A 12,704-nucleotide genomic window follows, 5' to 3' on the forward strand; every position below is an offset into this window, starting at 1 on the left:
CCGATCGGTTGACAGCGTCACGAGGTTCTCCGAGATAGGGGTCGTACTCGATGTCTCCGGGAATGGACCGAGCTCAGCGGATTCAGGACTCATCGGCATACTTCAATAGCGCGTTGTACGGAGGCGAGTCCTCACGCCAGTAGGCGTTCGCGCCGTAAGGCTTCGTACGGCGACGAGCCGTGGTGAGCACCAGTTCGTCCTTGGCTCGCGAGATTGCGACGAAGAATTCCGACTTCACGTCGTTGTCATCGCCCCAGAAGAACTGAGGCTCGACTCCGAAGACGACGACCTTCTCGAACTCCAACCCCTTGCACTTGTACACCGTCAGGATCCGGATGCTGTCCTCTTCTGATAGCCGGTCGAGTGCCGCAATCGGATCGCCGTCGAACGTTAGCTCGCGCTTGAAAGCGCCGGCGGCCTCCTTGATCACGTCGTTCAGCCGGTCCCCCTGTTGATACGACGGAGACAGCGCATTGAGCGATGGGCGAGTCACGAACTTCAGGAACGAAGTGATGAGTGGGGTCCATGACGAGAACTTGGCGGCGTCGAAGCCTGCTGCGCGCACGGTAAGGCGGGCGTCGCGAAGGAGCGCGCGGAGCGTGCTGTCCAGTACCCCGTCCACCTCTTCGATTCCGCCGTGGGTTACGACGCGCACGAGTTCGGTGTAGGCCGCTGGTCGCCCGTCGTCCGCAACGACGCGAAGGTAGTTGAAGATCAGTGCCGCGACGGGCTCCGTTGTCAGGTCTTGCGACTGCTGCTCGTTGCGATACGGGATGCCGGCGGTGCTGAGATGCTCGCTAAGGACGCTCGTGATGAGGTGGGGCTGCTGCCGCGCCAGCACGGCGATCTCCCGCGGTGGCACACCGGCCTCGAGCCATCCTTTGATCATCGCCGTAACTGCGGCCGCTTCGTCCTCGTTGTTGTCGAAGCGCAGCACTTGAACTTCGCCCTCTTCCCCAACGAGGTCAGCGTCGGGACTCGCGGCGCCCGGGTCCATCTCGAGAATCATGCGATTCTGCATCCGGCGCAGGCGTGGCTTCGACCGGAAGTTTTGATAGAGCTGGAGGTCGATCGCGCTGAAGTCTGTAGCGAACGTTGCCATGACTCCTTCGAGCGCGCCTGCGAAGCGCATGATGCGCTGCTTGGTGTCGCCGACGCCGATGAGATGTACGCCGGTTCCTTCGAACGCCTTCTTCAGGAAGGCGTACTGCGCGGTCGTGGCGTCCTGGAACTCATCCATGAAGACGTGGCTGTAGGTCTGCCGAAGCGCGCCACGTGCGTACTCGTTCTTCTCGAGGATCTCGAGGGCGAGCGGCACAAGGTCGTCGAAGGTGATCTGCTCATTCTGAATCCGAGTGCTCGCGTCGAGCCGGTACATTGGCTTGAGGGCATTCTGGCCGGTAAGCACCGGACGAAAGTTATCGACTAGTCGCTTGGCGAAGGCGTGGAAGGTGAAGCTGTCGAACCGAGCCGCGTACTGCGACCCGGATCGCAGACGAACGCGAGACTGTAGGTTGCGTGCCGCATCGACCTTGAATGATATTGCGAGGATCCGCTTGGGATAGGGACTCGCGCCTGTTCGGAAGAGGAAGTCTGCGCGCTGCGCCAGCAGCTCGGTCTTGCCCGCACCAGGGCCGGCGGTGACAACGAGGTTCGCGCCGGTTTCGCGCACGGCCTTCAGTGCGTTCGGTTCGAGGTCCAGTCCGCCGACGGGATGCCAGTCATCGGGATGGATCACTCGGGAAGCGCCCCAAGCTTTGCGCGCACGTCAATAACGAGCCGCTCGAGTACCTCCGGAAGGTCTTCGAGTAGCTCCTCGTCGGTCAGCGCCGCCATCGCGCGAAGGTGCGACGCGGGCTTGCTCTTCAGATCGAACAGCCGGTGATAGTCATCGAAGAGCTCGAGGGTGTGTGTTGGGAGGCGATCCTCGCTCGCGTGAGACTTGCCGAGCACCGCGGCGATGGTCTGGTCGTCCGGCGTACCGACCGATTCGACTCCGTAGGCGTCGGGGAACGCCTCGAGCATCATGAGGTCAAGGTCGACGGGGTGGGAGAAGTAAACGCCCTTAGCCTCGAGGGCGTTAACAGGACCCACGCCGCCAACGATCGTCGGATCTACGAGTTCCGGGAAGTCGATGGTGTCGTTCCACTTCGGGAGACCATCGATGAGCGCAGTAGCAAAGGTGTCCGGATTCAGCTTATTGAACTGCTTCAGCGCGTTCCGAACGCGACCCCAACCGCCCTGGTGCCGTCCTGAGTCCAGGTCGAGGAGCGTGACGTGCGGGATCTCAAGCTCCTTCAAGAGGCGCCAGAAGTGATTGACGTGACGCCCACCAAGCGGAACCACTGACACCGAGGCGTCATCCTCGGCAATGCCGGCCGCCGCGAGGACACGTGGCAGCACGATCTGCTCGCTGTCTCCCTCGCCGAAAACGACCAAGCGCGAGAAGTAGAGCTCCGGGAATGCGAGCACGGCTTCGCGCACGTACTTCGCCGTCTCGTCGCTCGTCGTTGGCAGGAGGATGCGCCGAACCTGGGACTGGCGGCTGCTGTCGAGGCGCAGGAAGCAGATTGACTCTGGATCGACCCGGCGGAGTAGGGCAGGCGAGTGTGTCGCGATGAGAGACTGCGAGTCGCCAGGCTCCGCAGCCTTTCGGAGCTGCCGGATGATGCGGCCAAGGTACTGCGGAGCCAGGCTGTTCTCCGGCTCCTCGAGCGCGATGACGGTGTGCACCGGAGGGCGCAGGCGGTGCTGATCGAACGAGGTCTCTGTGCCACCAAGCACTTCCCGCGCGAGAGCTTGCCAGGCCAGGACCAAAGAGATGTAGAGCAGCGACTTCTGCCCGTCACTGAGTCGTTCGAACGGAAGCGAGGAGTCAGCTGGGGACGGTGCGAACGAGATAGTGAGCTGGCGGAGCACGCTCTCGAGATCGCCGCTGCCGAACGCGATGGAGGGGTCGGTGAAGAAGGAGCCTGAGTGAAGCCCCTTCCATTCCCCCGCGAGCTGAACGCCGATGCTCTTGACGGCGTCGTTGTCGGCAAGTGCCTCGGTGAGGTTCTTCGAAAGCATTTCGAGCGTCCTACGCTCGGTCGTCCAGTCTGCGGCACGAAGCGCCCGCCCGACGAGCGATGCGGTCGTGTAAGAAATGTGCTCGGCCGGATCGCGGCGCGCAGGCAAGTAGTGCACCTCGACATTGGCGCGATCGAAGCGCGACATGTCAGCTCGCTGCAGCGGCTCGCCTTCCGCATCCGCTTCGAGGATGTACTCGAGCTTCTCCTCGATCACGTTGTCGGCAGCGATGGTGGCGGTGAGGCGCACGCGGATGCGCGGGATGCCGTCCTCTGTGGCTATGCGCATGTGCGCAAAGTTGGGCGGTATCGAGGCGTGGTCGCCTGAAGCACCCGACTCTGGAAACTCGATATCCACCTCGATCCACATCACGGGTCCAGCGGCCTGCACCTCGGCTGCCGTCTGTCGGTTCGGGATATGGAAGTCCGAGTGACGAACTCGGCGCTGCACCGGCAGCGGGCTGAAGAGCCGCGAGAGCGCCTCGAGCACGGCCGTCTTGCCAGAACCATTGGGGCCCAGGACGTAGGTGACGTCCCGCAGCGCGATCTCCTTCCTGTCCGGGCCAAACGACTGGAAGCCGGAGATTCGAAGGTGGGTGATCTGCATCAGGCGTCCTCGTCTCGATGCGCGCGCGAAGAGGCTCCCCAGGCCAGGCGGACAGTCGATTTAGTGCGATTGGGTTACACCGGGTTGGTGCTCAGAGTGCACAACTGTGCTTTGCTCATTCTCCTCTGGGCGCTTGGTTGTGACGCATCAGACGCGCCGTGCCTATGGGCCGGAGATTCTGCGAGTTCGGTTGACTCCCGATTTGTGAGGGTTTGACTCTCGCTGGAAGGATGGTCGTCACGCCGAAGCCGTATTCGGAGGAGTTCGCGGAGACGTGAACGGGTCGCGCGTCGTGGCGGCGCGACGATCCGGCCGAACCCTCAGCAGGCCCATGTTCAGCACGTCTCGTCGCCAACTCGACACAGTCTGCAGTAGAGCGCTCAGTCCGAATCACCTAGCCATCACGCTCGGTCAGCGCTCTCGATCGCACGGTCGACCCCGTACCCTCCGAGCTCCACGAGCCTGTCCAAAATGTCCAGCAAGCTCGATACGCGCTTCGCGTCGCTAGCCTGCGCCAATCCCCGTACGACGAGGTCCGCGATGTAGTGCGCATCGGCAGCCGCTCCAGTGCGGATGTCCGAGACTTCCTCCCGATGCACGTCGAGGAAGGCGTGCGCGGCTTTGTCGACCAGGTCATCGACCTTGTCCTTCGCGTTCTGGAGAACGATCAGCAATTGGGGTGTGGCGTGGGTGTAGCTCGGCAAATCGATGAGAGCCCGAAGCAGTTGCCGCAGCGGTTGCAAGGGTTGGTCGCGAAGCTCGCGGACGACCTCGCTGACGGCCTTCCTGACCGGCTCATCCGGGTCGTTACTGAGCCTTGTCAACGCCGAGATCAAGGGGGCTGAGTCGGAGGCGCGGGATACGCGGGCTGCGCACAGTGATGCTGCTCCGGCGCGGACTTCTGATTCGGAGTCGAAGATGCGCTGCATGAATTCAGGACGTTGCCACTCTGTTGCTGCGAACGCTCCGAGCTCGCCTCCCGACTTCCGAGTGTCAGGATCGGTCGAGCTGATCATTCGATCGATGACCGGATCGATGAGTTCAGGGTCAACGTTGCCGATGTAAATCATGAGTCGTTGAACGGGGGCCGTCGCTAGAAGGAGGTCGTCCGTCTCGATGAGCGCGCCGAACGCTCCGTACGCGGCGGGGCGGTTGTGACGCAGACACGCCGCGATGGTGTGGGCGACGCAGGTACGAACTCCGAGATCAGGGTCGTGGGCGAGCGTCTTTAGATGCGGAGTGACGACTGCGGTGCGGGAACCGTCGCGATCGTGAACGAGGAGGTCGCCGAGGGTCTCTGCAAGGCTTCCCCGTGCGGTGTTGATGCCGTGATGTTGGAGCCCGCGGAGCGACCATTCGTCACTGGACACCTGGCTGGGCTGCTCTGTTTCGACCGCGCGCCGACAGAGGATCTCGACGATGTCCGGTGGGGTGCTGTCGAGCAGGTTTCGGAGTGACCATCCGAGCCAACGATCGGTGTCGGGAAAGTGCAGTTGCGCGATGTGCCGGATGGTCTCGAATACAGCACTGCGGGTGTTGGACGCAACGGCGGCATCCCCCAGCCCGAGCAGGACCGCGCTCGGGTACGCGGCGTTCGTCGTCGGCCCAAAGGAGATCGCGAGGTGGCAGAAGCGGGTGGGGTCCGCTGCGGTTCGCCGTCTGAGCACCTGGGCAAGTTCCGACGCGCCTCCAACGGATGGTTCGGCCCGGTCTCGTTCATCGTTGTCGTACTTCGCGATGGCGCGGAGCCACTGCTGATCGGACATGTGCTCGGCCGCGGCGTCGTCGATAGGTGACCCAACCGAGTAGCTGGTGATCCCAGTCGCCGGCTCGGGCTCGGTTCTCTCGAACTTGCGCTGGTACTCGGCGAGTCTGCGTTTCCCGGTCGATGAGAGCCGCTCGGCATCGAGTGCCGTCAGGAATTTGAAGGCCGTGTAGCCGAAGGATCGGCGCTGTTCGTGTGGGTTTCGGAGATCCCGGAGTAGGCCTTCGAGCGCCGTGTGTGTGCTGTCTGGTACGAGTGGCGCGATCGCGCGGACGAGTTCTCGCGAGAGCCAGTGGCTGTCCGAGGCGTAGCCAACATTCAGTCGGTTTCCCCCTTCGAGGATCAGCTGAGCCGCCCAGTCCACGAACGGTTCGGGCGCTGACGTGATCGTCCGGAAGAGCAGCGCCTGTGCCGCGTGGTGGTCGTCGTCCGCGAGCGCTTGCAAAACAGGCTGCAGCATGCCTGACTGGCTCCGAGCCAGGGTCGCGAGCGCCCTAGCGGCGGACTCGTAGAGCACGTCACCGACATCATCCTCGTGCGTTCCCGGCCAGCGGAGTCCGTAGTGGCGATCATATCGAAGGTGTTCTGGCGGGCCGTCCATCTCGGTTGTTCGCATGACAAGCAGGAGGATCGGAACAATCGCAACGACGAACGCGTCCGGTTTGGCTTCGCTCGATGTTTTGATGAGCTGCGTGAGGCTGTAGTCGTGAGTTTTGAGGAAACGGATATGGCCGTCCTTGCTGAGGTCCAGCGCCCGGGGATGTTCTTCGAGAACGATCCTCACGATTTCGATGGCCCAAAGCGGCTTGTGGGATGCAAGGTCGTGCATTGACAGCCAGAGATCGGCGGAGTCCGGGCTCATTGTCCCGCTTCGGACAGCGTCGAGGATGAGTTCGAAGAAGGGCCTGTTCCGGTGTAGTTCAGTGCGCCGCGCGACCCCGGACAGCCACAGAGCGAACTCGGCATGCCAGCGACGGTCCGCGAGTATCTTCGCCACCGCTGCGTAGTGTTCGGGCCCAGCGGCGGTGAGCCAACTTGCACCTCGATCCCGATCCGCTCGGACGTCGCTGTCGATCCACTTTTTGATGAGACCACGCTCGAGGAACACGCCGAACCAACTGGACCGAGTGGTTTGCCGCCAGAGGTTTGCAGCGAGGTGAGGCTGGTCGGCGACCAACTCCAGGAAGAGGTCGAGGTCTGATGAGGTCGGCGTTTGGACGTTCGCGAACACCGAAACGACGGCTTCCTTGATGTGGAACCGAACATCCGGCGAAGTCGCAGCACCTCGGATCTCCGTACGGAACCGTTCAGCGTCGAAGTCGCGCAGGAGTTCGAGAATCTGGCGGACCTGCGCCCGTCGAAAGAGTTCTTGTTCCTGCTCAGTCAAGAAGTCGATGAGCTTCTGCTCGCGATTGAGCCATTGCCTCGCGAAGGTGTAGTCGAAGAATGCCTCGTGGAAGAACGAAACATGGCCGCCGTCGATGGTGATTAGCTGCTCGGACGCGAGCACTTCGGCATCGTGTCGGTAACCCCCATACTCAACTGTTACAATCGGGATTGACAGCGTTTGTCGGTTGCTAGCCATTGTCGCGATGACGCTGAGCGTCTCCTCGAATCGAACTTCCGGATGCTGTGTGCGGATGGCGCCCTGCTTCCGGTTCCAGAACGCGTCAAACAGCGAGCGTCGGGACGTAAATTCAACAGCCGAGTACTGCGCCGCGACGGCTCGAAACAGGACAAGATTCAGGGGTGACCTCAGAAGGGCGATTTGGGTGGGCGACAGGGAAGCGCTGTCGAGCCCCAGCGCGTCGACGGCTTGGAGCACGACTTCGTCGGTCAGGGGGCCGATCGCGATTCGGTGAGCATCGTTGTCCGCTACGAGCTGGCGTATGCGGTGGTCGTTTTCCACATCGAAGAGGCGGCAGACGAGGACCACGCGCATACTCGAAGTCGACGTGGCTTCCTCGACCAATTCGGCAACTACGTCGAAACTTTCCGAGAGTCGGCCTGATGCGAGTGACACGGCATCGACCTGGTCGATGATCAATACTGACGGCCGGTCGTTTGCAGCCATCCGGAGGGCTACTACGGGTGAAGTCGATAAGCCCAAATCTCGGCCGAGGCCAACGGTCGATGTAAGCTTGTCGATTCGATCGAGGCGAAAGGCGAGGACCTCGGATCCCTCGGCGTCGCATTGTCGCGCAACGGCTTCTACGGCGGCTGACTTGCCGCTACCCGCACTCCCCACGACGAGCGTCAACGGGGACGATTTGAGCGAATCGCGGAGCTGCGTCTCCTCCTCGCGTAGGATCCGCGGCGTCAGCAGTTCGCGCTCGACACCCTTCTGCCAACGCGACGTTGCAGATTTGATTCCGTCGCGAGCGGTGCGCGACGCGACAGCGTTCAGTGGCTCGATGCCATGCCGGGCAAGGGCAACGAGGAGCTCGTGCCGCGAAAGTCGCACGTGAAGATTGTCGAGCAGCACCGATCCGATGACAATTGGGATGACCGACTGCTCCGCACCTTCGAGCATCGTGGCCGCGATGACTGCATTCGTTGCCGATAGGCGGTCCTCATCCTGAACTTCGAAACGCATGCCGCGGAGCATCTGCCATGCGCGAACCGCTGTCCCAAAGACCTTCGGTGCAGCGAGCTGATCGAACGTCGAAGTAAGGTCCTTCGTGAGCTGCCGCGTGAGGAATTCGCCGGCGCTCGCAGATTGCCGGGCCCATTCACCAAGCACACGGAGCTGACTGGTCGGCGTCATCGAACTGAACAGGTATCGACGGCCCGCTTTGATATGCCGGCTAGCTGAGTCGAAGATGCCCAGGCGTTGCAGCGAAGAGACCGTCCACTTGTCACTAGCGCTTTTCTGCCGCTTCACCTGCGTAACGGTTGTCACCCCATGCTCATCCTCAAGCGTGAACTCGGAGCCATCGGCAAGGTCAGGATCAAGGTCCTCGAGAGTGATGTGTCGGCGTTCGTCCTGAAGGCACCACAGCGCCTCGTGGACCGCAAGAGCAAGTTCGTACCGGTTTCCTAACTTGTCCGCTGTTCCACCACTAGCACCGACCTTGCGGCTGGCCGATGCCCCACTCACCCTGTGCGTCACAGCGTCCATTCTCTCCTCTTCCGGACCGCGCGGAGCTCTCACCTCCCGTCGTAGCTGAGCGCGATCGGGGTTATCCCGCGCGCCCCTTGTGCAGAGCACTGCTGGGCAGGAGTCAGTACATCGGGTGCCGCTCGGTGATTCGTAGCCAGTCGTCGAAGTCCGGGATCGCAATCCGCTGCGCGGAGCGTGCAGTCCACTCGTTGTCCCACTCGCGGATCCGCGAGAGGCACAGCGCGAGGTAGTCGGCGGCGTAGCTGGACCATCGGGCGCTGTAGTCGATGGAGTCGCTGAGGACGTCGTCTCCGGTGTCGAGAAAGACGAGGCCGTTGCCGAGCGCTTCACCGAGGCAAGCGCGTGCGGAACGCTTAAGGTGTCGCCACTGCCGCGGGAGCCGGACCTCCGTCGCGTCCAGGCTGCGGTACGCGATCGGGATGTGCTTAACCCAGAATGCGGTGTCGCGACGGTCGCGCAGGTGATGCAGCTGCTCGACCATCGGCACCATCCACGCGAGAAGTTCAGCTGCCGCCGCACGGCGGCGTTGTCGTTCGTCGTCCTGTCGCCGCTGTGTGCTTCCGATTGCACCGTCGATGAGGGGGCCAATGGTTCCGCCGATGATGTCGGTCATGAACGCAATCTGCAGGACACATCCGACATTCAGCTCGAACCGTTCGCAGAAGCCCGTTGCTGCTGCGAGCCGGAGGCAGCGAGCCATGGATAGATGGGAACACGACGAAGCCCTCCCGGTTCGGGAGGGCTTCGTCGTGTTTGGTCCGGGTCGACTACAAGGCGTTGGTTCGGAGCGGGCACCGGATGACCCGCCGGTTCGCGCCGCGGCCCTGGGGAATCTCGTTGCGGTCCCGCTTGAACTGGTACCGGCGCGGGTTGATCTGGTCGGGCCGCGTGACGTGGGTGGCGTCGAACGCAACGGCGAGGTCGCGGGGCATCGCAGGAGCGTAGAAGCGTCCGTCTCGCTGGAGGACGGGCGGCGTTGCTGCAGCGGTGCGCTTCGGGCGTCGGGTGATGTTGTCGGCGCGCCGCCACTCGGTGAGGGTGGTCAGGGTCTGCTGGCTGATGCTCCGCGAGCGGGCAGCTGCGTCGTGGTTCTGATTCGGCTTGCGGAAGTCCTCGGCGGCGTTCTCCGGCTCGGAGCTGCTGCTGATGGGGGTCTTGGCGTTGTCAGTAATCATGGTGGTTCCTTTGTGATCGATCTGGTGTGCGTGAGGGGGGGCTACTAGCGGCGGGCGCTGGCGGGCGTCTTGTCGTTTCGTGCCGTGGACGGATTTCGGGGCCAGTCGAGGACGAGGTTTCCCGTCTCCACGCTGGGTCCCAGGACCCGGGAGTGGACCGTGGATCCGGTCAGGTTTCGAGGCCGTCTGGTGGACTGCGCGGCGTCGGGCTCGCGGAACATTGCGAGGTCTTCCCAAGCGGTGGTGCCCCAGCGTCGGACGGCGAGGTGCAGAGCAGGGCCGGTGAGGAGCCCGACTCGGAGCGCTGCGAGCGTTCGACGCTTCTCCGCCCGCTCCTTTGCGTTGCTGGTGGCGTGCCAGTGCTGATCCTGGAGAGCGTTCACGGGGACGTCGAGCTCTCGAGCGGTCTCCAGTTCGTCGGCTTCGAGCGTGGCGAGCGCGGCGGCAACGTGGGCGTCCCAGATCTCGTACACCGGTTCGAGGTACGTCAGGTTCCGCGCGCGAGGGTGCGCCTTGACCGCGGTCGGGAACGGGCGGTACGTCTGGACGAAGGTGAAGGGGTCCCGGAGAGTTCCGTTGTACCCCGTCGCGGCGCGGTACTGCTTGCGGGCGTCAGGCTGCTCGTGGAGCTCGATCCACTTGGTCATGAGGTTTCGCGGAATTGTGTCGGCGTGCGCATCTAGGGGGCGGAGCTCGGGGAGGGTGTGGCGGTGTGCTCGGCGGTTGTTGCAGTCGGTGATGACGGCCATGGTCTTTCTCCTTCTGGTTCGTGGCTGGCGAGTGTGGCGTGCCGTGATGGTGGGCGAGCAGGGCTGCTGTCCCGCACCGGCGATCTCTCGACATGGATCTACTGCGGTGCGCGGATGGCGCTTGAGCTCGCCTGTTCCGTTGGGCTTGGTTTCTCTATGCCGGGCGCTTCCGACCGGCTGGGAGTGAAGCTGTTGCGCCTGGCAGACGAGCACCGTCCCGCGTTCTGTACGAGGACCGGGTTAGGGGTGTGGTCTCGTCGTGACGTGTGCTGCGGAAGGTGCTCGCCTGCCGTGTGGCTGGCTTCGAGGTCCTTTTGCCGGCTCGTCCGCACCAGCTGGGATGTGCGCCGATCAGGCGTCTGCGGTGGGGTGTGCGCGGAAGGTGGCGAGGTCCGTCCAGGTGCTGCCCCACTGGTCCTCGGCGGCCCGGTACTGCTCACGGGTGGCGACCCCGGCGCGCAGGAGTGAAAGCAGCCGCCGTCCCGCCTCGACGATGTTCGGGTCGTCGCCCCAGTGCTGTCGGCGGAGCTCAGCGACGTCGTTGAACCCGGCCTGCGTGGCGGCGGCGGCTTCGTCGCGGTCGTACTGGAGGAGGAAGTGCTGCTCGGCGCAGCGCTGGAAGTCTGCGTCGGTGCGGAGCTTGCGGATGGTGGCGATGTGGAACGCGAACACGTCCGGCTCGTCCAGGAACGGTTCGACGCCGTAGTGGGCGCGGAACTGCCGGTTGCTGCCTGGGCCGGCGAGGAGGTGGTCGTAGAGGTCGTCGATGCGGCGGCCGTTGAGGTCGAGCCAGTCGAGGACGATCCTCATCTCGCGGCGGCGCTCGTTGACGTTGTGGTTCTGGTGGTGCAGCCGATCGAAGCGAGCAAAGGCGGCACCCACGCAAGCCTGAGACTGAAGAGCGAGGACTAAGAGAGGCCCGCAGCCTGACGGCTGCGGGCCTCTCTTCGGTGTTGAGTTCTTAAGACAGTTCTTAAGACACCCCTTTGGTCGGGCTGACAGGATTTGAACCTGCGACCCCTTGACCCCCAGTCAAGTGCGCTACCAAGCTGCGCCACAGCCCGAGATCCTGCGAGAGGATCCGGACGAGCCCCGGAGGACCCGCTGTTGCTCCGACCGAAGCAACCCGACAAGCATACCGGACGCCGACACCCTCGACGGACGTTCGTGGATCGCGGGCTCAGTGCGGCTCCGCGACGGTCAGTCCCGTCGCGGGGCGTCCACGGCGAGCGCGTACTTGCGGTGCGCCGCCTGCCGCGAGGTGCCGAGGACGACACCGATGGCAGCCCAGGAGTCTCCCCCTGCGTGCGCAGCGGCCACCGCGTCAACGAGATCACGTTCCGCCCGCTCGACCGCGTCGAGAGCGGCGCCGATGCGGGCGAGTCGAGCTCCGTCCACGACGTCGCTCCGGTCGAGTTCGAGACCGTGGACCCATGCCTCGACATCGGTCTCCCTCCTCGATGTGGACATGGTCATGGCGCCCCTTCCAAGCAACGTGAAGAACTTCCTCGTCACACCACCTTCGACCACGCCCAGACCAGTGTCAACACATTGATGACAGTGGACGGCTCGCCAGCGAGCGCTCCCCTGGGGAGGACGAGCCCGACACGCTCAGGGCGTCGGCAACTCCACCACCGCGAGCAGCCGCTCGGCATCGAGGACGAACGCCCCGGCCTTCCGCGGGTCGTACGGGTAGCCCGGGATTCGCTGGTCACGCGCGTCCGGGGCATGTCCCCAGTGCTCGGCGAAGGCTGCCTCGTCCTCCGACGATGCCCTGGCCATCGCACCGGCGTCGACGAGCCGGTCGAAGAGGGGGTCACACGCGTCCCACCACTCGACGGGTCCGTGCTTGAAGTCGGCGGCGTCGCCGTCGATCGCCCCGTACCACGAGAACCAGCTCCGCCCGCCGAACGGCCGATCGTCCGGAACGACCCGTCCGGCACGATCCAAGTGCGAACGTGCGGACCACAGGAGGTGTGCGAGGAACGCGCGTTGCTCGTGGCCGACGGGAACGATGCGCTGCCCCGCCGCTCGTCGTCCCCGCGACTCCCCCATGACGTCAGCCTAGGCGACGGACCCAACCGAAGCGGGGACCGCTCCGAAGAACACACAGGGCGTCGGATCCGTCGCGCCGTGGGGGCACCGCGGATCCGGCCCCGTCCTCCGTCTCCACCAGCGGCGACGACGTCGTCACGCGCGCGACGTAGGCTGGGTCG

Annotated in this window: 10 protein-coding genes and 1 tRNA gene; 1 reads left to right on the plus strand and 10 read right to left on the minus strand. The window is 63.9% G+C overall.

Annotated features, from left to right (window positions below; all coding sequences use genetic code 11):
* Positions 1–82: 82 nt before the first annotated feature.
* The 3 genes from ASF23_RS03595 to ASF23_RS03605 form a co-directional block, all read right to left on the minus strand.
* Positions 83–1,738: a UvrD-helicase domain-containing protein gene (locus ASF23_RS03595; RefSeq protein ID WP_055948866.1), complete on the minus strand. Its 1,656-nt coding sequence runs from the start codon at positions 1,736–1,738 to the stop codon at positions 83–85.
* Entirely contained in the window at positions 1,735–3,675 is a 1,941-nt protein-coding gene (locus ASF23_RS03600; RefSeq protein WP_055948869.1) for an ATP-dependent nuclease, read from the minus strand. Before ASF23_RS03600 ends, ASF23_RS03595 begins: the two co-directional genes overlap by 4 nt.
* A gap of 401 nt (positions 3,676–4,076) precedes the next feature.
* Positions 4,077–8,324: an nSTAND1 domain-containing NTPase gene (locus tag ASF23_RS03605; protein WP_162236686.1), complete on the minus strand. Its 4,248-nt coding sequence runs from the start codon at positions 8,322–8,324 to the stop codon at positions 4,077–4,079.
* 21 nt (positions 8,325–8,345) lie between these two features.
* Here ASF23_RS03605 and ASF23_RS18515 point away from each other — a divergent pair, with 21 nt between their 5' ends.
* Complete coding sequence (locus ASF23_RS18515) at positions 8,346–8,483, plus strand: hypothetical protein (RefSeq protein ID WP_162236687.1); 138 nt, start codon at positions 8,346–8,348, stop codon at positions 8,481–8,483.
* A gap of 181 nt (positions 8,484–8,664) precedes the next feature.
* On the opposite strand, the gene ASF23_RS03610 is transcribed toward ASF23_RS18515, so the two are convergent.
* From ASF23_RS03610 to ASF23_RS03640, 7 genes are all read right to left on the minus strand, one after another.
* Positions 8,665–9,177 (minus strand): hypothetical protein, encoded by a 513-nt coding sequence (locus tag ASF23_RS03610; protein ID WP_156364103.1) that lies wholly within the window; start codon positions 9,175–9,177, stop codon positions 8,665–8,667.
* Between the two features lie 154 nt (positions 9,178–9,331).
* Positions 9,332–9,739, minus strand: a complete 408-nt coding sequence (locus ASF23_RS03615) for a hypothetical protein (protein ID WP_055948878.1) — start codon at positions 9,737–9,739, stop codon at positions 9,332–9,334.
* A gap of 44 nt (positions 9,740–9,783) precedes the next feature.
* Entirely contained in the window at positions 9,784–10,488 is a 705-nt protein-coding gene (locus ASF23_RS03620; protein ID WP_156364105.1) for a hypothetical protein, read from the minus strand.
* Between the two features lie 351 nt (positions 10,489–10,839).
* Entirely contained in the window at positions 10,840–11,370 is a 531-nt protein-coding gene (locus ASF23_RS03625) for a hypothetical protein (RefSeq protein WP_156364107.1), read from the minus strand.
* Positions 11,371–11,475: 105 nt separating this feature from the next.
* Positions 11,476–11,552, minus strand: a tRNA-Pro gene (locus ASF23_RS03630).
* 136 nt (positions 11,553–11,688) lie between these two features.
* Positions 11,689–11,964, minus strand: coding sequence for a hypothetical protein (locus ASF23_RS03635; RefSeq protein WP_200919289.1), 276 nt, complete (start codon positions 11,962–11,964; stop codon positions 11,689–11,691).
* Between the two features lie 135 nt (positions 11,965–12,099).
* The gene (locus ASF23_RS03640; RefSeq protein WP_055948886.1) at positions 12,100–12,543 is read right to left on the minus strand and encodes a hypothetical protein; all 444 of its coding nucleotides are present in this window, start codon (positions 12,541–12,543) and stop codon (positions 12,100–12,102) included.
* Positions 12,544–12,704: the final 161 nt, after the last annotated feature.

This window comes from Curtobacterium sp. Leaf261 (assembly GCF_001422205.1).
GTDB lineage: Bacteria > Actinomycetota > Actinomycetes > Actinomycetales > Microbacteriaceae > Curtobacterium.